Source organism: Klebsiella sp. RHBSTW-00484, assembly GCF_013705725.1.
In the GTDB taxonomy this organism is placed as follows: Bacteria; Pseudomonadota; Gammaproteobacteria; order Enterobacterales; family Enterobacteriaceae; genus Klebsiella.
The window spans coordinates 210,828-232,993 of the sequence record NZ_CP055481.1 but is presented as its reverse complement, the minus strand read 5'-3'; the positions used below and the strand labels follow the sequence as shown (position 1 = coordinate 232,993).

At 54.7% G+C, this 22,166-nt stretch carries 21 protein-coding genes; 16 read left to right on the top strand and 5 right to left on the bottom strand.

Annotation, left to right across the window (positions count from 1 at the left end; genetic code table 11):
- Nucleotides 1–116: 116 nt before the first annotated feature.
- The gene (avtA, locus tag HV213_RS01080) at nt 117–1,373 is read left to right on the top strand and encodes a valine--pyruvate transaminase (RefSeq protein WP_181484481.1); all 1,257 of its coding nucleotides are present in this window, start codon (nt 117–119) and stop codon (nt 1,371–1,373) included.
- Between the two features lie 113 nt (nt 1,374–1,486).
- Here avtA and HV213_RS01075 read toward each other — a convergent pair whose 3' ends face one another.
- A complete protein-coding gene (locus tag HV213_RS01075; protein WP_181484480.1) occupies nt 1,487–1,975 on the bottom strand; it encodes a 4Fe-4S binding protein in 489 nt (162 codons plus the stop codon).
- A 118-nt stretch (nt 1,976–2,093) separates the two neighbouring features.
- Nucleotides 2,094–2,897: an IclR family transcriptional regulator YiaJ gene (gene yiaJ / locus HV213_RS01070; RefSeq protein WP_181484479.1), complete on the bottom strand. Its 804-nt coding sequence runs from the start codon at nt 2,895–2,897 to the stop codon at nt 2,094–2,096.
- A gap of 229 nt (nt 2,898–3,126) precedes the next feature.
- On the opposite strand from yiaJ, the gene yiaK reads away from it, so the two are divergent.
- The 10 genes from yiaK (at nt 3,127) to araD (ending at nt 12,177) form a co-directional block, all read left to right on the top strand.
- Nucleotides 3,127–4,125 (top strand): 3-dehydro-L-gulonate 2-dehydrogenase, encoded by a 999-nt coding sequence (gene yiaK, locus HV213_RS01065; RefSeq protein ID WP_181484478.1) that lies wholly within the window; start codon nt 3,127–3,129, stop codon nt 4,123–4,125.
- A gap of 11 nt (nt 4,126–4,136) precedes the next feature.
- Nucleotides 4,137–4,604 carry a YhcH/YjgK/YiaL family protein gene (locus HV213_RS01060; RefSeq protein ID WP_181484477.1) on the top strand — a complete coding sequence of 156 codons (468 nt, stop codon included), beginning with the start codon at nt 4,137–4,139 and terminating at the stop codon, nt 4,602–4,604.
- 31 nt (nt 4,605–4,635) lie between these two features.
- Complete coding sequence (locus HV213_RS01055) at nt 4,636–5,571, top strand: DUF4862 family protein (RefSeq protein ID WP_442788177.1); 936 nt, start codon at nt 4,636–4,638, stop codon at nt 5,569–5,571.
- A gap of 150 nt (nt 5,572–5,721) precedes the next feature.
- Nucleotides 5,722–6,195, top strand: a complete 474-nt coding sequence (gene yiaM, locus HV213_RS01050) for a 2,3-diketo-L-gulonate TRAP transporter small permease YiaM (protein ID WP_181484475.1) — start codon at nt 5,722–5,724, stop codon at nt 6,193–6,195.
- A gap of 2 nt (nt 6,196–6,197) precedes the next feature.
- A complete protein-coding gene (gene yiaN / locus HV213_RS01045) occupies nt 6,198–7,475 on the top strand; it encodes a 2,3-diketo-L-gulonate TRAP transporter large permease YiaN (protein WP_181484474.1) in 1,278 nt (425 codons plus the stop codon).
- 11 nt (nt 7,476–7,486) lie between these two features.
- A complete protein-coding gene (yiaO, locus tag HV213_RS01040) occupies nt 7,487–8,473 on the top strand; it encodes a 2,3-diketo-L-gulonate TRAP transporter substrate-binding protein YiaO (RefSeq protein WP_181484473.1) in 987 nt (328 codons plus the stop codon).
- A gap of 3 nt (nt 8,474–8,476) precedes the next feature.
- Nucleotides 8,477–9,973, top strand: a complete 1,497-nt coding sequence (locus HV213_RS01035) for an FGGY-family carbohydrate kinase (RefSeq protein WP_181484472.1) — start codon at nt 8,477–8,479, stop codon at nt 9,971–9,973.
- Complete coding sequence (gene ulaD, locus HV213_RS01030; protein WP_181484471.1) at nt 9,970–10,632, top strand: 3-keto-L-gulonate-6-phosphate decarboxylase UlaD; 663 nt, start codon at nt 9,970–9,972, stop codon at nt 10,630–10,632. Before HV213_RS01035 ends, ulaD begins: the two co-directional genes overlap by 4 nt.
- The gene (locus HV213_RS01025) at nt 10,625–11,485 is read left to right on the top strand and encodes an L-ribulose-5-phosphate 3-epimerase (protein WP_181484470.1); all 861 of its coding nucleotides are present in this window, start codon (nt 10,625–10,627) and stop codon (nt 11,483–11,485) included. The genes ulaD and HV213_RS01025 overlap by 8 nt, the downstream gene beginning before the upstream one ends.
- Nucleotides 11,479–12,177: an L-ribulose-5-phosphate 4-epimerase gene (araD, locus tag HV213_RS01020; protein WP_181484469.1), complete on the top strand. Its 699-nt coding sequence runs from the start codon at nt 11,479–11,481 to the stop codon at nt 12,175–12,177. The genes HV213_RS01025 and araD overlap by 7 nt, the downstream gene beginning before the upstream one ends.
- Before the next feature lie 207 nt (nt 12,178–12,384).
- Here araD and envZ read toward each other — a convergent pair whose 3' ends face one another.
- Together envZ and ompR are read right to left on the bottom strand one after the other, a co-directional pair.
- On the bottom strand, nt 12,385–13,746 hold the full coding sequence (gene envZ, locus HV213_RS01015) for a two-component system sensor histidine kinase EnvZ (RefSeq protein ID WP_181484468.1): 1,362 nt from the start codon (nt 13,744–13,746) through the stop codon (nt 12,385–12,387).
- Nucleotides 13,743–14,462, bottom strand: a complete 720-nt coding sequence (ompR, locus tag HV213_RS01010; RefSeq protein ID WP_006177890.1) for an osmolarity response regulator transcription factor OmpR — start codon at nt 14,460–14,462, stop codon at nt 13,743–13,745. The genes envZ and ompR overlap by 4 nt, the downstream gene beginning before the upstream one ends.
- 236 nt (nt 14,463–14,698) lie before the next feature.
- On the opposite strand from ompR, the gene greB reads away from it, so the two are divergent.
- The 5 genes from greB (at nt 14,699) to feoC (ending at nt 20,987) form a co-directional block, all read left to right on the top strand.
- On the top strand, nt 14,699–15,172 hold the full coding sequence (greB, locus tag HV213_RS01005) for a transcription elongation factor GreB (RefSeq protein ID WP_110276279.1): 474 nt from the start codon (nt 14,699–14,701) through the stop codon (nt 15,170–15,172).
- Between the two features lie 248 nt (nt 15,173–15,420).
- Entirely contained in the window at nt 15,421–17,757 is a 2,337-nt protein-coding gene (locus HV213_RS01000; RefSeq protein WP_181484467.1) for a Tex family protein, read from the top strand.
- A gap of 410 nt (nt 17,758–18,167) precedes the next feature.
- Complete coding sequence (gene feoA, locus HV213_RS00995; protein WP_004126281.1) at nt 18,168–18,395, top strand: ferrous iron transporter A; 228 nt, start codon at nt 18,168–18,170, stop codon at nt 18,393–18,395.
- Nucleotides 18,396–18,422: 27 nt separating this feature from the next.
- Nucleotides 18,423–20,741 (top strand): Fe(2+) transporter permease subunit FeoB, encoded by a 2,319-nt coding sequence (feoB, locus tag HV213_RS00990; protein WP_181484466.1) that lies wholly within the window; start codon nt 18,423–18,425, stop codon nt 20,739–20,741.
- Between the two features lie 9 nt (nt 20,742–20,750).
- The gene (gene feoC, locus HV213_RS00985) at nt 20,751–20,987 is read left to right on the top strand and encodes a [Fe-S]-dependent transcriptional repressor FeoC (protein ID WP_110276282.1); all 237 of its coding nucleotides are present in this window, start codon (nt 20,751–20,753) and stop codon (nt 20,985–20,987) included.
- A 169-nt stretch (nt 20,988–21,156) separates the two neighbouring features.
- Here the strand turns inward: feoC and HV213_RS00980 are convergent, their stop codons facing one another.
- Nucleotides 21,157–21,972, bottom strand: a complete 816-nt coding sequence (locus HV213_RS00980) for a helix-turn-helix domain-containing protein (RefSeq protein ID WP_181484465.1) — start codon at nt 21,970–21,972, stop codon at nt 21,157–21,159.
- Nucleotides 21,973–22,166 lie beyond the last annotated feature (194 nt).

The window sequence follows — 22,166 nt, the reverse complement described above, 5'->3', positions numbered from 1 at the left end:
AAAACACTTCTCTGGCAGCACAAAACCGAAATATCCTTCCAGTCCCTCGATTTGCACCCTGTCTGCGCTGGCGTTATGGTTACCCACTTTCCAGGGATACCGACAGATTAATCGCGATGACATTTTCACTTTTTGGCGACAAATTTACCCGTCATTCGGGCATCACCCGCTTGATGGAAGACCTTAATGACGGCCTGCGCACGCCGGGCGCCATCATGCTGGGCGGCGGTAATCCCGCACAGATTCCGGAAATGAATGATTACTTCCATAGCCTGCTAGCCGACATGCTGAATAGCGGCAAGGCCCTTGATGCGCTTTGTAATTATGACGGCCCGCAGGGTAAAAGCGAGCTGCTGGTCCTGCTGGCGAAAATGCTACGTGATGAACTGGGCTGGGAGATCGAGCCACAGAATATTGCGCTGACAAATGGCAGTCAGAGCGCGTTTTTCTACTTGTTTAACCTCTTCGCAGGCCGTCGTGCGGATGGAACTACCCGTAAGGTGCTGTTTCCGTTGACGCCTGAGTACATCGGCTATGCCGATTCCGGCCTCGAAGAAGACCTGTTTGTCGCCACACGTCCGAACATTGAGTTGCTGCCGGAAGGCCAGTTTAAATATCACGTGGATTTCGAGCATTTGCAGGTAACGGACGAGACGGGGATGATCTGCGTTTCTCGCCCCACCAACCCGACCGGCAACGTTATTACCGACGACGAGCTGATCAAGCTGGATGCGCTGGCCAATCAGCACGGCATCCCTCTGGTTATTGATAATGCCTACGGCGTTCCGTTCCCGGGGATTATTTTCAGTGACGCCAGGCCGCTGTGGAATCCGAATATCGTCCTGTGCATGAGCCTCTCCAAGCTCGGCCTACCGGGAAGCCGCTGCGGGATTATCATCGCCAACGAGAAAATCATCACCGCCATCAGCAATATGAACGGCATTATCAGCCTCGCCCCCGGTGGAATGGGGCCAGCGATGATGTGTGAGATGATTAAGCGCAACGACCTGCTGCGCCTGTCGGAAACGGTGATCAAGCCGTTCTACTACCAGCGCGTACAGGAAACTATCGCCATTATTCGCCGCTATCTGCCGCAAGAGCGCTGCCTGATTCACAAGCCGGAAGGGGCAATTTTCCTCTGGTTGTGGTTTAAGGATCTGCCGATTTCCACCGAGCTGCTGTATCAACGCCTGAAGAAACGCGGCGTCCTGATGGTGCCGGGCGACTACTTCTTCCCGGGACTGGATAAACCGTGGCCGCACACGCATCAATGCATGCGCATGAACTACGTGCCGGACCCGGAGAAGATTGAAGTTGGCGTGAAGATTCTCGCCGAAGAGGTTGAACGTGCCTGGGGTGAGCAGGACGCGTAATAAGCCAGATCTATTCCCTGCTCGCGCTGCGCTTAGCCGGGCTACAGGTTTTCAGCCGTCTGCGGACCAGTAGCCCGGAAAAGGCGCGCCAAGCGCCGCCTCCGGGGAACACGTTACATCGCCAACGCCGTCCGTCTACGGCGCTCGGCGCTTATTCTTTCCAGCTCCACCGGCTCCATGCAATGCAGCGCCTGAGTCGGACACGCCGCCACGCAGGCAGGGCCCTCTTCGCGATGGCTGCACAAATCGCACTTCAACGCCTGTACGCCATCATCCACCAGCATCACGGTCATTGCGCCGTAGGGACACGCTATCATGCAGCTTTTGCATCCGATGCAGCGCCGCTGATCCACACGCCAGACTGAGTTTTCACGGCGGATAGCGCCTTCAGGACACACATTCGCGCAGGGTGCATCCTCGCACTGGCGGCACAGCGTTGCCGTCGAGATATCGTCATTTTTCACCACGCGGATCCGCGGCGCAAAGTGCGTGGCGGAGACGCCAGAACAGTCCTGGTCCTGCTGATGGGACACCACGCAGGCGACTTCACAGGTACGGCAGCCAATGCATTTTTGCGCATCTGCGATAATAAACCGGTTCATCCTTGCTCCATTGGAGATAAAAATGCAGGTTGCCAGAAAAAGCCGGTCCCGCGCCTTGATCCTGAATGGAGTCAGCGGCTTTTTTTATCAGATATCCGCTACGATCTGGGCATTTGCCTTAATTTTCGCGCACGGAAAACCCCAGTTCACGGGAAATAGCCTCTGCCGTATCGCGCAGCGGTTTGAGTAAATTTTTTTCCCCCACCTGCTTAAGGCGCGATGTCGATAGAGAAATGGAGATAGCGTAAGGCACCCGTCGATGAATATCGAAAACCGGCACCGCCAGGCAGGAAACGCCTAACTCATTCTCTTCCCTGTCCATTGCCATATTACGCTCGCGGATCTGCGCCAGTTCATCATGCATCGCAGGCAGGCCGGTAATGGTATTGCGGGTCAACGGCTGAATAATGTCCTGATGAGTATTCCAGTAGCTCTCAACATAATCAGGATGACCAAACGCCATGTAGATCTTGCCCATCGCCGAGCAGTACAACGGCATGTGCTGACCAATGTAGGCGCGAGTGCGCAGCATACCGGTCGTCGGTTCCAGCTTATAAATCAAAATCGCATGGTCATCTTCACGGCTGGAAAAGTTCACCGTCTCACCGGTCGCCAGGTTGAGCACCTCAAGGTGTGGTGCCGCGACGTGGATGATATTGAGCGATGACAAGGCCTTCTGACCGACAGCAATAAACTTCGTTGTCAGGCGATAGCTCCCCGCAGCCGGGGCCGGCGTCACGTAGCCGCAAGATTGCAGCCCCTGCAATAAACGATGGACTGTACTTTTGTTCAACCCTGCCAACTCCGACAGGTGCGCCAGCGGGCAGCCGTTTGGATAATTACTCAGAATTTCTATCAACGTCAGGCCACGAAACAGGCTCTGACTCCCCGCAGGTTTCTCTTTTTCATCGTTCAGGCTCATCAGAAACATCTCTCCTTTTCTTGGCATTCAGATGGTAGCTCAAAGTGTGTCGCAGTTCACGATATCAGCATTAAAAACATAACGATTTGATTTTAATGAATTTTAAAAAAGTTACATATCGTTGCCTTGTTAATTTCCGATCTATATATTTGGAATCAGATTTCGCATTGTGAAATTTAGAGATAAAAAAACATACCATCATTCTTAAGAATCGGCCAGGAGAGCTGGGATGAAAGTAACTTTCGAAGAGTTAAAAGAGGCATTCAATCGAGTACTGCTGGCGCGCGGTATCGCAGAGGAAACCGCCGACGCCTGCGCGGAAATGTTCGCACGCACCACCGAATCTGGCGTCTATTCCCATGGCGTAAATCGCTTCCCGCGCTTTATTCAGCAACTGGAAAACGGCGATATCATTCCTGACGCGCAGCCACAACGCATCACCACGCTGGGAGCAATAGAACAGTGGGATGCCCAACGCTCTATCGGCAACCTCACCGCCAAAAAAATGATGGACAGAGCCATCGAACTGGCTTCAGACCACGGTATTGGGCTTGTCGCAGTACGCAACGCTAACCACTGGATGCGTGGCGGTAGCTACGGCTGGCAGGCAGCAGAAAAAGGCTACATCGGCATTTGCTGGACCAACTCCATCGCCGTGATGCCGCCATGGGGAGCGAAAGAGTGCCGCATCGGCACCAACCCGCTGATCGTCGCCATTCCGTCGACGCCGATCACAATGGTTGATATGTCGATGTCGATGTTCTCCTACGGCATGTTAGAAGTTAACCGCCTGGCGGGTCGTGAGCTGCCGGTAGATGGCGGGTTCGACGACGACGGTAACTTAACCAAAGAACCTGGCGTGATTGAGAAAAACAGGCGCATTCTGCCGATGGGCTACTGGAAAGGCTCTGGTATGTCTATCGTGCTGGACATGATAGCGACACTACTCTCCGATGGCGCATCGGTTGCCGAGGTTACCGAAGATAACAGCGATGAATACGGGATCTCGCAGATTTTTATCGCTATCGAAGTTGATAAGTTGATTGATGGCGCCAGCCGCGACGCCAAGCTGCAACGCATTATGGACTTTATCACCACCGCCGAACGCGCCGATGAAAACGTAGCGATCCGCCTGCCGGGCCATGAGTTCACTCGCTTGTTAGAGGAGAATCGTCGCAACGGTATCACCGTTGATGACAGCGTATGGGCGAAGATCAAAGCGCTGTAAGGAGAAACATCATGATTTTTGGTCATATTTCACAGCCTAATCCCTGCCGATTTCCGGCAGCGATTGAAAAAGCACTCGATTTCCTGCGTACCACTGATTTTCATACGCTGGAGCCCGGGGTAGTTGAGATTGAAGGGAAAACGATTTATGCCCAAATTCTCGATCTCACGACTCGCCCCTACACGGAAATATTACCTGAAGTACATCGCCAATATCTGGATATTCAGTTTATGGCATGGGGTGAGGAAAATATTGGGCTGGCTATCGATACCGGGAATAATGAAATTAGCGAATCACTTCTGGAGCAGCGCGACATTATTTATTATCACGACAGTGAACACGAATCATTTTTTGAAATGATTCCAGGCAGCTATGCCATCTTTTTCCCACAAGATGTGCATCGTCCCGGTTGTAATAAAACAAAAGCAACGGCAATAAGGAAAGTTGTGGTCAAAGTCGCGCTAACTGCGCTGAATTAATCCAACTTCTCTTCAGGAGCGGTAAATGAAAATGAATCATACCGGTTTTATAATCGGTGCGTATCCCTGTGCGCCCTCATTTCACGAAAAGAGTGAAGAGGAAGAGATAGAATTCTGGCGACAACTCTCTGATACCCCGAATATCCGCGGGCTGGAGCAACCTTGCCTTGAGCATCTTCACCCACTCGGCGATGAGTGGTTATTACGCCATACTCCGCCAGAGTGGCAAATCGTGGTGACCGCGATTATGGAAACCATGCGTCGTCGCAGTGAAAACTGCGGCTTTGGGCTGGCCTCCAGCGATGAAGCCCAGCGTAAAGCCTGCGTCGAGTACTATCGCCACCTCTACCAGAAGATCAATAAACTCAATGTCCACAGCGCCGGGAAAGTTATCGCCCTTGAACTGCATGCCGCACCGCTGGCGGGTAATCCAAACGTGGCTCAGGCTACCGACGCCTTTGCCCGTTCACTGAAAGAGATTGCCGGTTGGGACTGGTCCTGCGATTTGGTGCTGGAACATTGCGATGCGATGACCGGCCCCGCTCCCCGTAAGGGTTTCCTGCCATTAGAAAACGTACTGGAAGTCAGTGCTGGTTATGACATCAGCGTCTGTATTAACTGGGCGCGTTCGGCAATTGAAGGACGCAACACCACCCTGCCGCTGACCCATGTGCAGCAAGCCAGGCAGGCGGGAAAATTGGGCGCACTGATGTTCTCCGGCACCACGCTAAACGGCGAATATGGTGAATGGCAGGATTTACACGCGCCGTTTGCCCCTCTCTGCCCGCAGAGTCTGATGACCACCGAACATGCCAAAGGACTTTTCACCGAAGTCGCCACCGAACCATTGCAATTTATCGGTATTAAATTACTGGAAATTAATGCCAGCGCCGATGTTAACCACCGTATCGCCATATTACGCGACGGTATCAACGCGATGGAAACAGCGACACGGCCAGCAAAATAATGCAAGCCAAAGCACTTTAGCCTTGCGGCCAAACGCCAGTCATTGCATTCAACTCAATATATTGATGAGGCATAAAAATTTCAGACATACCGTTCAATAGCAAAAAATAAATTTCGCCTAACATTCAGAACATGACCTGATGGAGTAGTTATGAAACGGGTACTCGAGGGCATTCTTGCGATATTAATTGCCGTGCTTTCCTGCATTGTATTTATTAATGTTGTTTTACGTTACGGTTTTGAGAGCAGTATTTTGTCAGTTGATGAACTGTCTCGTTACCTATTTGTTTGGCTGACGTTCATTGGCGCTATCGTTGCTTTTATGGATAACGCTCATGTTCAGGTCACGTTTCTGGTGGAAAAACTTTCACCGACCAATCAACGCCGACTTTCACTGCTAACGCACACGCTGATTTTATTGCTCTGCGTCGCATTAGGCTGGGGCAGCCTACAAAAAGCCTTACAGGACTGGAGCGATCACTCGCCCATTCTCGGCTTACCGATCGGCCTGATGTATATCGCCTGCCTGCCCACCAGCGTGGCAATCGCCCTAATCGAACTACGCCGTTTATATCGCTTAATCACGCATAGCGACTCTTTCCAACAACCGCAGCAAGGAGCTTAATCATGGCCGTGGTGATATTTCTCTGCTGTCTGCTTGGCGGGATCGCGATTGGTTTACCCATCGCCTGGTCATTGCTGCTATGTGGCGTTGCGCTGATGACATACCTGGATATGTTTAACGTACAAATTATGGCGCAAACCCTGGTTAACGGCGCGGACAGCTTCTCTCTGCTGGCGATTCCTTTTTTTGTTCTGGCCGGTGAAATCATGAACGCAGGCGGCCTGTCGAAGCGGATTGTCGACCTGCCAATGAAACTGGTCGGCCACAAACCGGGCGGCTTAGGGTACGTCGGCGTCATCGCGGCAATGATTATGGCCAGCCTTTCCGGCTCTGCGGTAGCGGATACCGCCGCCGTCGCCGCGCTGCTCGTACCGATGATGCGCTCGGCAAACTATCCTATAAACCGTTCCGTGGGGCTTATCGCTTCCGGTGGGATCATCGCGCCCATTATTCCGCCGTCAATTCCTTTTATTATCTTCGGTGTATCCAGCGGTCTGTCGATCAGCAAACTGTTTATGGCCGGGATCGCGCCGGGCATCATGATGGGCGCGGCGCTGATGCTCACCTGGTGGTGGCAGGCCGGGCGATTGAATCTCCCTTCCCAACCCAAAGCAGCGCCGCGTGAGATCTGGCAATCATTGGTTTCCGGTATCTGGGCGCTGTTTTTACCGGTGATCATTATTGGCGGCTTCCGTTCCGGGCTCTTTACACCGACGGAAGCAGGGGCAGTTGCCGCGTTTTACGCCCTGTTTGTCGCCACGGTTATCTATCGGGAATTAACCTTCGCCAACCTGTACCACGTGCTGGTTAATGCCGCAAAAACAACGTCAGTCGTGATGTTTCTGGTTGCCGCCGCGCAGGTATCCGCCTGGCTTATCACCATCGCGGAGCTGCCGATGATGGTATCTGATTTACTGCAACCGCTGGTCGATTCCCCACGGCTGCTATTTATCGTCATTATGCTGTCAATTTTTATCATCGGTATGGTGATGGATTTAACACCGACAGTGTTAATTCTCACCCCAGTATTATTACCGCTGGTAAAAGAGGCTGGCATTGACCCTATTTACTTCGGCGTCATGTTTATTATTAACTGCTCAATAGGATTAATCACCCCTCCTGTAGGCAACGTTCTCAATGTCATTTCCGGAGTAGCCAAATTAAAATTTGACGACGCAGTAAGAGGCGTTTTCCCTTATGTCTGTGTATTAATGGCATTGTTAATATTATTTATTTTCATTCCAGAACTCATCATTACACCACTTAAATGGATTAATTAAAGGAAAATAAAATGAAATTACACTTTATTGCCCGTTCATTATTTATCGCTGGTCTGACTGTTTTCTCTATTCCATCACAGGCAGCACAGTCGTTGCGCTTTGGCTATGAAACGCCGCAAACCGATTCCCAGCATATTGCGGCGAAAAAATTCAATGAATTATTGAAAGAAAAAACCAACGGAGAGTTGACGTTAAAACTCTTTCCAGACAGTACATTAGGCAACGCACAGGCGATGATCAGCGGCGTGCGCGGCGGAACGATTGATATGGAAATGTCCGGTTCGAACAATTTCACCGGATTAGCTCCCGTTATCAATTTACTCGATGTCCCATTCCTGTTTCGCGATACCCCACACGCGCATAAAACGCTCGACGGTAAAGTCGGTGATGAACTGAAAAAATCACTCGAGCCAAAAGGGCTAAAAGTATTGGCCTATTGGGAAAATGGCTGGCGCGACGTCACCAACTCTCGTGCGCCGGTAAAAACCCCGGCCGATCTGAAGGGTTTAAAAATCCGCACTAATAACAGCCCAATGAATATCGCCGCCTTTAAAATCTTCGGCGCTAATCCTATTCCGATGCCGTTCTCAGAAGTGTATACCGGGCTGGAAACCCGCACTATTGATGCTCAGGAACACCCAATTAACGTCGTCTGGTCAGCCAAGTTTTATGAAGTGCAAAAATACCTTTCGCTGACACATCACGCTTATTCCCCTTTGCTGTTGGTTATCAATAAATCCAAATTCGATGCCTTAAGCCCACAGCTCCAGGACGCGCTGCTGAGTTCCGCCAAAGAAGCCGGTGACTACCAGCGCAAACTGGTCGCCGAAGATCAGCAAAAAATTATCGATGGCATGAAAGAAGCGGGAGTGGAAGTGCTGACCGATATTGACCGTAAAGCGTTTAGCGACGCCCTGGGTAGCCAGGTACGCGATATGTTCCTGAAAGATAACCCGCAGGGCGCTGACCTCCTGAAAGCCGTTGATGAGGTGCAATAAGCCATGAGCGATTACTGGCTGGGGTTAGACTGCGGCGGAAGCTGGCTAAAAGCCGGATTGTACGACCGCGAAGGCCGGGAGGCAGGCGTAGAACGCCTGCCGTTGCGCACTCTCAGTCCGCAGCCAGGCAAAGCGGAGCGCGACATGTCCGAATTATGGCAACAGTGCGCCGCCGTTATCGCCGCGCTGCTCGCACGCACCGGTATCAACAGCGCGCAGATCCGAGGTGTAGGCATTTCCGCCCAGGGCAAAGGGCTTTTTTTACTCGATAAAAATGACCAGCCGCTGGACATGGCGGTTCTGTCATCCGATCGTCGCGCCATGACAATCGTCCAGCGCTGGCAAGAAGAGGCGGTTCCCCAAAAACTCTACCCGCTGACCCGACAAACGCTGTGGACCGGGCATCCTGTCTCTCTTTTACGCTGGATTAAAGACAATCAGCCGCAGCGCTACGCGCAAATTGGCTGCGTGATGATGACGCATGACTATCTGCGCTGGTGCTTAACCGACGTGAAGGGCTGCGAGGAGAGCAATATCTCCGAGTCCAATCTCTACAACATGGCGACGGGCCAGTACGACCCGCGCCTGACCGAATGGCTGGGCATCAGCGAAATCAACGGCGCGCTGCCGCCCATCGTCGGCTCAGCAGAAATATGCGGGGAAATCACCGCTCAGGCAGCCGCCATCACCGGTCTGGCGGCGGGTACCCCCGTCGTCGGCGGCCTGTTTGACGTGGTTTCCACCGCACTCTGCGCAGGTATTGAAGATGAATACACCCTCAACGCGGTAATGGGCACCTGGGCGGTCACCAGCGGGATCGCTCACGGCCTGCGCGAGCATGAGGCGCATCCCTACGTTTATGGACGCTACGTTAATGACGGGCAGTACATCGTTCACGAAGCCAGCCCGACCTCTTCCGGCAATCTGGAGTGGTTCACCGCCCAGTGGGGCGAGCTCTCCTTCGATGAGATAAATCAGGCCGTTGCCCGCCTGCCGAAAGCGGGCAGTGAGCTCTTTTTTCTGCCGTTTTTGTACGGCAGCAACGCCGGGCTGGAGATGACCTGCGGTTTTTACGGCATGCAGGCACTGCACACCCGCGCGCATCTGTTGCAGGCGGTTTACGAAGGCGTGGTGTTCAGCCACATGACCCATCTCAACCGTATGCGTGAACGCTTTACCGAGGTTCGCACCCTGCGCGTCACCGGCGGCCCGGCGCACTCCGACGTCTGGATGCAAATGCTGGCGGACGTCAGCGGCCTGCGCATTGAACTGCCGCAGGTGGAGGAGACTGGCTGCTTTGGCGCGGCCCTTGCGGCGCGTGTTGGCACCGGCGTTTACCACAACTTTAGCGACGCCCAGCGCTCCCTGAAGCACCCGGTGCGCACGCTGCTGCCGGACATGACCGCGCACGCCCTCTATCAGCGTAAATACCGCCAATACCAGGATTTGATTACCGCACTACAGGGCTATCACGCCCGTATTAAGGAGCACGCATTATGAGCCGACCATTACTGCAGCTGGCGCTCGACCACACCAATCTGGAAGCAGCCCAGCGCGATGTCGCCCTGCTACAGGATCATGTCGATATCGTCGAAGCTGGCACGATCCTCTGTTTAACCGAAGGCCTTCGCGCGGTGAACGCCCTGCGCGCCCAGTGCCCGGATAAAATCATCGTTGCCGACTGGAAGGTCGCCGATGCCGGAGAAACCCTGGCGCAGCAGGCCTTTGGCGCTGGCGCTAACTGGATGACCATCATCTGCGCCGCACCGCTCGCCACGATCGAGAAAGGCCACGCCGTCGCCCAGGACTGCGGCGGCGAAATTCAGATGGAGCTGTTCGGCAACTGGACGCTGGACGACGCCCGAGACTGGTATCGCGTCGGCGTACGCCAGGCGATTTACCACCGCGGACGCGATGCGCAGGCCAGCGGACAGCAGTGGGGCGAAGCGGATCTGGCACGTATGAAAGCATTGTCCGACATCGGCCTTGAACTATCGATTACCGGCGGCATTACCCCCGCCGATCTGCCACTGTTCCGCGACATTAACGTCAAGGCATTTATCGCCGGGCGCGCGCTGGCAGGTGCCGCCCATCCGGCGCAGGTCGCTGGCGAGTTCCACACGCAAATTGACGCCATCTGGGGAGAACAGCATGCGTAATCACCCATTAGGTATTTACGAGAAAGCATTGGCGAAAGAACTCAGTTGGCCGGAGCGGCTGGTGCTGGCAAAAAGCTGCGGCTTTGATTTTGTCGAGATGTCGGTGGATGAGACCGATGAACGCTTGTCACGCCTGGAGTGGACGCCAGCCCAGCGCGCATCGCTGGTAACCGCGATGCTGGAAAGCGGCGTCGCCATTCCGTCAATGTGCCTCTCCGCCCATCGTCGTTTCCCTTTTGGCAGCCGCGATGAAGCAGTTCGCGAGCGGGCGCGGGAGATCATGACCAAAGCCATCCGCCTGGCGCGCGATCTCGGTATCCGCACCATCCAGCTGGCAGGTTACGACGTCTATTACGAAGAACACGACGAAGGCACCCAGCAACGTTTCGCCGAAGGGCTGGCCTGGGCGGTGGAACAAGCCGCAGCGGCTCAAGTGATGCTGGCGGTGGAGATCATGGATACCGCCTTTATGAACTCGATCAGCAAGTGGAAAAAGTGGGATGAGATGCTTTCGTCACCGTGGTTCACGGTCTATCCGGACGTCGGCAACCTCAGCGCCTGGGGGAACGACGTGACCGCCGAGCTGAAACTGGGCATCGACCGTATCGCCGCAATCCATCTGAAAGATACGCTGCCGGTGACCGGCGATAGCCCCGGACAGTTCCGCGACGTGCCGTTTGGCGAAGGTTGCGTGGATTTTGTTGGCATTTTTAAAACGCTGCATGAGCTGAACTATCGCGGTTCATTTTTGATTGAGATGTGGACGGAGAAAGCCAGCGAGCCGGTGCTGGAAATTATCCAGGCCCGCCGCTGGATTGAATCACGGATGCAGGAAGGAGGTTTCACATGTTAGAGCAACTGAAAGCCGAGGTGCTGGCGGCAAACCTGGCGCTTCCGGCACACGGGCTGGTCACCTTTACCTGGGGCAACGTCAGCGCGGTCGATGAAACGCGCAAGCTGATGGTCATCAAGCCTTCCGGCGTTGAATATGAGGTGATGACCGCCGACGATATGGTGGTGGTAGAGATCGCCAGCGGTAAGGTCGTCGAAGGCAACAAAAAACCGTCGTCCGATACCGCGACCCATCTGGCGCTCTATCGCCGCTATCCGCAGATCGGTGGGATCGTGCATACTCATTCCCGCCATGCGACGATCTGGTCGCAGGCGGGGCTCGATCTGCCCGCCTGGGGAACCACCCACGCCGACTATTTCTATGGCGCAATCCCCTGCACCCGGCTGATGACCGTTGAGGAAATTAACGGCGAGTATGAGTATCAGACCGGCGAGGTGATTATTAAAACTTTTGAAGAACGGAACCTGAACCCGATGCAAGTACCGGCGGTATTAGTCCACTCGCACGGCCCGTTTGCCTGGGGTAAGGATGCCGCCGACGCCGTGCATAACGCCGTGGTGCTTGAGGAGTGTGCCTATATGGGGCTGTTCTCGCGTCAGCTCGACCCGCAACTACCGGACATGCAATCGGAGTTGCTCGATAAACACTATCTGCGTAAACACGGCGCGAATGCCTATTATGGGCAAAACTAACGCCCGACGGTCAGCGCAACACCGGATATCATCCCGGGGGCGGCGCTTGACGCGCCTTGCCCGGGCTACCAAACCTGCAGACGACTGTGAACTTGTAGCCCGGCTAAGCGTAGCGCGAGCCGGGAAGCAGCGGCGCCGAACTATCAGGCCCGGCACATTTCCCGGGGGCTGAACCCGGCCATGCTGCGTGACCGGGTTGTTGCAGACTTAACTCTCTTTGGTCGGTTTTATTGGCGGCAGGGCGCGATTCACCGGAACCGGAAGCCAGGCACGAATCAATAACCCGCCGCGCTCGCTGGAGCCCAGCTCCAGCTTGCCGTTATGGTTATCGACAATACGCTGGACGATAGCTAACCCCAGGCCCGTTCCGCTGATGGTGCGGGCGCTGTCACCACGAACGAACGGCTGGAACAGATGCTCGCGTTGCTCTGGTTTAATGCCCGGACCGTCATCCTCAACCTGAAACCATGCCCGACCACCTTCGCTCCCGCTGCTGACTTTAATCCAACCGTTGCCGTAGCGGGCGGCGTTCACGACCATATTGGCCAGCGCGCGCTTGATCGACAGCGGATGTATCCGCAGCGGAATTTCACCATCCTGCAGGTCGGTGGCGATTTCACGCTCGTAGCCGCTTTCGGCCGCAATCACTTCACCCAACACCGAGTTGAGGTCCGCCAGCTCCATCGGCATCTCCTGGCCAGTGCGCAGGTAGTCAATAAACTGCTCGATGATGGCGTTGCACTCTTCGATATCTTTATTAATCGACTCGGCGAGGTAACCGTCCTCTTCGCCCATCATCTCCGTCGCCAGGCGAATACGCGTCAGCGGGGTACGCAGATCGTGGCTCACCCCGGCCATCAGCAGCGTGCGGTCATCTGCCAGCTGTTTGACGCCCGCCGCCATATGGTTAAAGGCACGGGTCACCGAGCGCACCTCCGACGCACCATACTCGCGCAGCGGCGGTGGAATAATGCCTTTACCGACCTGAAGCGCTGCATGCTCCAGGTCGACAAGAGGTCGGTTCTGAATTCGAATAAAGAGCCAGGCGCCGCCAATCGCCAGCAGCATAATCGCCAGGGTATAGCGGAACAGCGGCGAGAAATCGCCCTGATGGATTTCGGTCAGCGGGACGCGCACCCAGATATTGGGCGAGAGCCAGGTTTTCAGCCAGACCACGGGGGAGCTTTTGTTCACCTCAACCCGCACTTCGGTCGGCCCGCCCAGCTGATGCGCCATCTGCTGACTTAAGAATTCGTAATGCTGCGCCCAGCGCAGGCCTGCGTCTTCCGCCGCTTCATTGGAATAAAGCGAAATGCCCAGCTCGCGGTAAATCTCGCGCCGAAACGCCGGCGGTACCACTAGTTGGGTGCCATCTTCCAGTTGCAGCTTATCGGTCATCAGCATACGGACTTCGTAGGCCAGAACCTTATTAAACTGCTGAAGACTCGGCAGGATCGCGAAATTCAGCACCACTAAATAGGTCGTCACCAGGCTGACGAACAGCAAGGTGACAATCAGTAGCAGAGTGCGGGCAAATGAGCTTCGCGGCGAAAAGCGCACGCGTTTCATGCCTTAGCGCCGTCCGGTACGAAGACGTAGCCCAGGCCCCAAACGGTCTGGATATAGCGTGGATGTGCTGGATCTTCTTCCACCATGCGGCGCAGGCGGGAGATTTGTACGTCGATGGAACGCTCCATTGCCGAGTACTCACGGCCACGAGCGAGGTTCATCAGCTTATCGCGGGACAGCGGCTCGCGCGGGTGGCTAACCAGCGCTTTCAGCACCGCGAATTCACCGCTGGTTAGCGGCATCGGTTCATCTTCACGGAACATCTCGCGGGTGCCGAGGTTCAGTTTGAACTTACCGAAGGCGATAACCGCTTCTTCCTGTGATGGCGCGCCCGGCAGTTCGTTGGCCTGACGGCGCAGCACGGCGCGAATACGGGCCAGCAGTTCACGCGGGTTAAACGGTTTTGGAATGTAGTCGTCAGCGCCGATTTCCAGGCCAACGATACGGTCAACTTCTTCCCCTTTCGCCGTTACCATAATGATCGGCATCGGGTTGCTTTGGCTGCGCAGACGACGGCAAATGGACAGGCCATCTTCGCCAGGCAGCATGAGATCCAACACCATCAGGTGGAAGGACTCGCGGGTCAGCAGGCGATCCATCTGTTCAGCGTTCGCCACGCTACGAACCTGGAAGCCCTGCTCGGTCAGATAACGTTCGAGTAGCGCACGCAGGCGCATGTCGTCATCGACAACCAGAATCTTATAATTCTCTTGCATTGTTTATACTCCCAAAGGTTCACTGCATTTGTCAGTGCGTATTCTCAAAAAAGCCCGGGTCGCTCACCAGCGAAATCTGGTATATATTCCAGGCTAAATTGTTACAAAGCATATTTAACAGCAGCTTAAGTATACATTTAAGCATAAGACACATTATTTATCCTGTCGGTATTATTACGTGCGACGAATTGTGCGCACCATCGCACAAAGGTGTGTAACAGGAACCAGGACTCTCGATGAAAACGCCGCTGATCACCCGTGAAGGGTATGAAAAACTTAAAAAAGAGATGGATTATCTGTGGCGCGAAGAGCGCCCGGAAGTCACAAAAAAAGTGACCTGGGCGGCGAGCCTCGGCGACCGCAGCGAGAACGCCGACTACCAGTACAACAAAAAACGCCTGCGCGAAATAGACCGCCGGGTGCGCTACCTGACCAAATGCCTTGAGCATCTGAAAATCGTTGATTACTCCCCGCAGCAGGAAGGCAAGGTGTTCTTCGGCGCGTGGGTGGAGATTGAAAACGATGATGGCGATACCAAGCGCTTTCGCATCGTCGGCTACGATGAAATCTTCGGGCGCAACGACTACATCTCAATTGATTCGCCAATGGCGCGCGCGCTGCTGAAAAAAGAGGTCGGCGACCTGGCTATCGTTAACACACCTGCGGGGGAAGCCGCCTGGTATGTGAATGAGATTGAATACGTGAAATAAGCCTGGAACATTCCGAGAGGCTTAGAGCCTATCCCAGTAGGGTTATTGGCGCAGCCAGTTTGGACACGGACAGCGCACAGAAACCGGAGCGTACACGTAGTACGTGAGGATTTCGAGCACTGCCCAGGTCCAAAATGGCAAGTAAAATAGTCCTAATGGGATAGGCTCTTTGGTCGTGGCTGGCATTTTGCCGTGTCAGTCCGTATAACTATCCCCCTGATTTTTGATCCTAAAGATGAATTAAACCCATGATGAATGATTCGCTCTGCCGCATTATTGCGGGTGAACTTCAGGCCAGGGCTGAACAGGTAGAAGCTGCCGTTCGCCTGCTTGATGAAGGGAACACCGTGCCGTTTATCGCACGCTATCGTAAAGAAGTCACCGGCGGTCTGGATGACACGCAGCTGCGTAATCTGGAAACCCGCCTGGGTTATCTGCGTGAACTCGAAGACCGCCGCCAGACGATCCTCAAGTCCATCGGCGAACAAGGCAAACTGACCGAGGCGCTGGAAAAAGCCATCAACGGTACGTTGAGTAAAACCGAGCTCGAAGACCTCTATCTGCCGTACAAACAAAAACGCCGCACACGTGGGCAAATCGCCATTGAAGCCGGGCTGGAGCCGCTGGCTGAACTGCTGTGGAACGAACCGTCCCACGACCCGGAAACCGAAGCCGCCAAATATATCGACGCCGATAAAGGCGTAGCGGATAGCAAAGCCGCCCTCGACGGCGCGCGCTATATCCTGATGGAACGTTTCGCTGAAGACGCCGGACTGCTGGCTAAAGTGCGTGATTATCTGTGGAAGAACGCCCACCTGGTGGCGGCCGTCGTCAGCGGCAAAGAAGAGGAAGGGGCGAAATTCCGCGACTACTTCGATCACCACGAACCGATTTCTACCGTGCCGTCGCACCGTGCTCTGGCCATGTTCCGCGGTCGCAACGAAGGTGTGCTGCAACTCTCTCTGAATGCCGATCCGCAGTTTGACGAGCCACCGAAAGAGAGCCATGGCGAGCAAATTATTATCGACCATCTCGGCCTGCGCTTGAATAACGCTCCAGCGGATAGCTGGCGTAAAGGCGTGGTGAGCTGGACGTGGCGTATCAAGGTGCTGATGCACCTCGAAACCGAGCTGATGGGCACCGTGCGCGAACATGCGGAAGACGAAGCGATCAACGTTTTCGCCCGCAACCTGCATGACCTGCTGATGGCGGCCCCGGCCGGGCTACGCGCCACTATGGGTCTCGATCCGGGCCTGCGTACCGGCGTGAAGGTGGCGGTTGTCGACGGCACTGGCAAAGTGGTGGCGACCGACACGATCTATCCGCATACCGGGCAGGCCGCCAAAGCGGCGGTGGCGGTAGCTGCGTTGTGTGAAAAGCACAACGTTGAGCTGGTGGCGATCGGCAACGGCACCGCCTCGCGTGAAACCGAACGCTTCTTCCTCGACGTGCAACAACAGTTCCCGAAAGTGACCGCTCAGAAGGTGATCGTCAGCGAAGCGGGCGCTTCCGTCTATTCCGCCTCTGAACTGGCGGCGCTGGAGTTCCCGGACCTCGACGTTTCCCTGCGCGGCGCGGTTTCTATCGCCCGCCGTCTTCAGGATCCGCTGGCCGAACTGGTGAAAATCGACCCGAAATCCATCGGGGTTGGCCAGTATCAGCATGATGTCAGCCAGTCGCAGCTGGCGCGTAAGCTGGACGCGGTGGTGGAAGACTGCGTGAACGCCGTTGGCGTGGACCTCAACACGGCATCGGTACCGCTGCTCACCCGCGTTGCCGGTCTGACCCGCATGATGGCGCAGAATGTTGTCGCCTGGCGTGATGAAAACGGTCAGTTCCAGAACCGCCAGCAACTGCTTAAAGTCAGCCGTCTGGGGCCAAAAGCGTTTGAACAGTGCGCGGGCTTCCTGCGTATCAACCACGGCGACAACCCGCTGGACGCCTCAACCGTGCACCCGGAAGCCTATCCGGTGGTTGAGCGAATTCTGGCGGCGACGCAGCAGGCGCTGCAAGATCTGATGGGTAACAGCAGCGAATTACGCAACCTGCGAGCCGTTGATTTCACCGATGACAAATTCGGTGTGCCGACGGTTTCCGACATCATCAAAGAGCTGGAAAAACCGGGCCGCGACCCGCGTCCTGAGTTTAAAACCGCCCAGTTCGCCGATGGCGTCGAAACGATGAACGACCTGCTGCCGGGGATGATCCTCGAAGGCGCGGTCACCAACGTCACCAACTTCGGTGCGTTTGTTGATATTGGCGTCCATCAGGACGGTCTGGTGCACATCTCTTCGCTGTCGAATAAGTTCGTTGAAGACCCCCACACCGTGGTCAAAGCGGGCGATATCGTGAAGGTCAAAGTGATGGAAGTTGACCTGCAGCGTAAACGTATCGCCCTGACGATGCGCCTGGACGAACAGCCTGGCGAAACCAATGCCCGCCGCGGCGGCGGGAATAACGATCGTCCTCAGGGCAATCGCCCGGCGGCAAAAGCGGCTAAGCCACCACGCGGTCGTGACGCGCAGCCTGCGGGCAACAGCGCGATGATGGACGCGCTGGCCGCAGCAATGGGTAAAAAACGCTAACCCCCTTTTCGGCCCCTCTTGCTGAGGGGCCGCTTCTCCTCCGCCATTCGCCATATTGCGCAAACAAGCATCAGTATTTTCTTATAACTTCTTAATAAGCGCGAATTGAACTTCTGAGATTAATATTTTCATTTTGTTAACTAACGAAACCTTAATTAAACATTAAGTAATAAGAATAATTATTATCTCAGTGTCGATGACAAAATCGACTTTGCTCAATATCAACAAAAGCTCAATTTTCCGGCTAAACAAAGAATCTATCGCATTATATGTATTGATGATAAAAACTATTCTCATTATCATTATTCTCAGTGAGTATTTATTATTCTTCGTTGGCTACGGTCCCAGGCGCTGCACCTCCGGCGCATACGGAAAACTCTCTTTCAGTTAGCGATATACAAGTAGGTCCTATGCAATTCACACCTGATAGTGCGTGGAAAATCACTGGTTTCTCCCGCGATATTAGCCCGGCTTATCGGCAGAAACTTCTGTCCCTCGGGATGCTGCCCGGCTCCTCTTTTAATGTGGTTCGCGTGGCGCCGCTTGGCGATCCTATTCACATTGAAACCCGACGCGTGAGCCTGGTATTACGCAAAAAGGATTTAGCGTTAATTGAACTGGAAGCGGTTGCACAATAAAGCCTGACCGGCACTAAGAGTCTGAATATGAAAAAATTAACCATTGGTTTAATTGGTAACCCGAACTCCGGTAAGACGACGCTATTCAACCAGCTCACCGGCGCGCGTCAGCGTGTGGGCAACTGGGCCGGAGTCACCGTTGAGCGTAAAGAAGGCGGTTTCAATACCACCGACCATCAGGTCACGCTGGTGGACCTTCCTGGCACCTATTCCCTGACCACCATCTCTTCGCAAACCTCGCTGGATGAGCAGATTGCCTGTCACTACATCCTCAGTGGCGACGCCGACATGCTGATTAACGTGGTTGATGCATCCAATCTGGAACGTAACCTCTACCTGACCCTGCAACTGCTGGAACTAGGCATTCCCTGCGTAGTCGCGTTGAACATGCTTGATATCGCGGAAAAACAAAAAATCCGTATTGATGTCGATGCGCTGGCAGCGCGCCTCGGTTGCCCGGTTATTCCGCTGGTTTCCACCCGTGGACGCGGTATCGAAGCCTTAAAAATGGCTATCGACCGTCATCAGGAAAACCAATCCATTGAGCTGGTGCACTACCCGCAGCCGCTGCTGCGCGAAGCGGACAAGCTGGCGCAAGCGATGGCGCAGAACATCCCGGCACGTCAGCGTAGCTGGCTGGGTTTGCAGATGCTGGAAGGCGATATTTACAGCCGAGCTTATGCTGGTGATGCCGCCCACAAGCTGGACAGTGCGCTGGCGCATCTGAGCGAAGAGCTGGACGACCCGGCGCTGCATATCGCCGATGCGCGTTACCAAAGCATTGCCGCCATTTGTGATGCGGTCAGCAACACGTTGACCGCCGAGCCAAGTCGTTTCACTGCGGCGATGGATAAAATTATCCTCAACCGTTTCCTTGGGCTGCCGGTCTTTCTGTTCGTCATGTACCTGATGTTCTTACTGGCGATCAACATCGGCGGTGCACTGCAGCCAATCTTTGATGGCGGTTCTGTGGCTATCTTTATCCACGGCATTCAGTGGATCGGCTATACCCTGCATTTCCCGGACTGGCTGACCATTTTCCTCGCCCAGGGGATCGGCGGCGGTATTAATACCGTGCTGCCGCTGGTGCCGCAAATCGGCATGATGTACCTGTTCCTCTCCTTCCTTGAAGACTCCGGCTACATGGCGCGGGCGGCGTTTGTGATGGACCGCCTGATGCAGGCGCTGGGGCTGCCAGGGAAATCCTTCGTGCCGCTGATTGTTGGTTTTGGCTGTAACGTGCCGTCGGTGATGGGCGCGCGTACCCTTGATGCGCCGCGCGAGCGCCTGATGACCATCATGATGGCGCCGTTTATGTCCTGCGGCGCGCGGTTGGCAATCTTTGCTGTTTTTGCCGCCGCCTTTTTCGGCCAGAACGGCGCGCTGGCGGTCTTCTCGCTATACCTGTTAGGTATCGTCATGGCGATCCTCACCGGCCTGATGCTCAAGCACACAATTATGCGCGGCGAAGCTTCACCGTTCGTGATGGAGCTGCCGGTATACCACGTCCCGCATATTAAGAGTCTGATTATCCAGACCTGGCAGCGCCTGAAAGGCTTCGTGCTTCGTGCCGGTAAAGTGATCGTCATCGTCAGTATTTTCCTCAGCGCGCTTAACAGCTTCTCGCTGAGCGGAAAGATCGTCGATAACATCAATGATTCGGCGCTGGCATCGGTCAGTCGCGTAATTACCCCAGTGTTTAAGCCGATTGGCGTGCATGAGGATAACTGGCAGGCGACCGTCGGCCTGTTTACCGGCGCGATGGCGAAAGAGGTGGTGGTTGGTACGTTGAACACGCTCTACACCGCTGAAGATATCCAGAATGAAGCATTTAATCCGCAGGAGTTCCACCTCGGCGACGAACTGCTGGCCGCGGTGGATGAGACCTGGCAAAGCCTGAAAGACACCTTCAGCCTGAGCGTACTGGCGAACCCCATTGAAGCCAGCAAAGGCGATGGCGAAATGGAAACCGGCGCGATGGGCGTAATGGGCAGCAAATTCGGTAGCGCCGCAGCGGCGTACAGCTACCTGATTTTCGTTCTGCTCTATATTCCCTGCATTTCGGTGATGGGGGCGATTGCCCGCGAGTCGAGCCGCGGTTGGATGTCCTTCTCTATCCTATGGGGCCTGAATATCGCCTATTCACTCTCTACGCTGTATTACCAGACCGTCAGCTTCAGCCAGCATCCGCGCTATAGCCTGGTGTGCATTCTGGCGGTGGTGTTGTTCAATATTCTGGTCTTTGGTCTGCTGCGCAGAGCGCGTAGCCGGGTGGATGTCTCGCTGCTAGCGACGCGTAAAACGCCGTCTTCCTGCTGCCAGAGTCCGGCTGGCGATTGCCACTAAGGAGCGATGATGGCGTCGTTAATTGAGGTTCGCGATATGCTGGCCCTGCAAGGGCGGATGGAGGCAGCGCAGTTGAGCGCCCGCCTGCGTACGCCGCAGCCGATGATCGACGCCATGCTGGGCCGCCTGGAGGCGATGGGTAAAGCAGTAAAAGTGACCGAAGATGCTGATGGCTGTCTTTCCGGAAGCTGCAAAAGCTGCCCGGAAGGCAAGGCCTGCCTGCGGGAGTGGTGGTCGCTGCGCTGAAGGGGTGTCTGTTTGTACAGATGCTTTCCCCGGAGGCGATGCTGCGCATCTGTCCGGGCTACCAAACCCGCAGAACGCCCGAACCTGTAGCCCGGGCAAGGCGCGCTGAGCGCCGCCCCCGGGATGAAGCCACGCCGATACATCAGGTCCGGCACACACTAGCTAAACCCTACGCCGAATTAATATGCTCTTTGCAGTAACGACGCTTCCACGCCGCCGGGGTCAGGCTGGTGTGCTTGCGGAATATCTTGCGAAAGTAGCCCACGTCGTTAAATCCACATTTCATCGCCACTTCAGTCAGCGATAGCGAATCGCTAATGAGCAGCTTTTCCGCCGCCCTTACCCGCTGGCGATGCAGCGCTTCGGTTAACGTCAGTCGGAAAGCATGGCGATAAACGCGCCCCAGATAATCGGCGTTGCAGTGCAGTTCATGCGCCAGCGTTGAGGCGGAAATGGGCAGATGAAACTGAGTATGAATAATTTGTTGCGCTTTCCACGCCAGCGCATTGCCGGGGCTATCGGCGGGCTGCTCGCTGGCCGCCGCCGAAATTTGCTGCAAAATCAACAACAGGATCAATTCCAGCGCCACGCTGCGATGAATATTTTCCTGTTCGCGTAAGAATTGCCGGAACAGCGAAATAATATACTGCGGTTCGCTGACTCGCGTTTGCTGCGGGATCGAAAGCAACGGTTCAGGTAGAGAACCGCTTTCACCAGATTTCACTTCAAAATGCAGCCAATAAAACTTTAGGTCCGCCGGAAATTGCCCCACGCCAACATGTAAACGCTGCGGCCAGAGCAGCAAACTTTCCCCGGCATTGACGCTAAAAACTTCGCTCCCTTCGCGAATCGCTAATGTCCCTTTTTCCACAAAGATTATTTCCCAGGAGTGAAGTTGGCGTGCCGGATGACTACCAATGCCGCGGGAAATAAACAGCCCGCCGTTCTGCACCTTAATCGGAAGAGACATGGATAATTCAAGCATAGATATTCAATTTTCCGCTTTTAACATCATAGGCAATCACCCTTTACCTTTGATTATTCACGATAAAATCAACTTATGCCGGATCGAAATCACACTTTTACCATCAAGTCGGAATCGTCACCTTTTTATACTTTTCCCTTCCCTTGTTGCTCTTAATATTTAGTGCAGAATAAATAACGTACTTTGCAAATTAC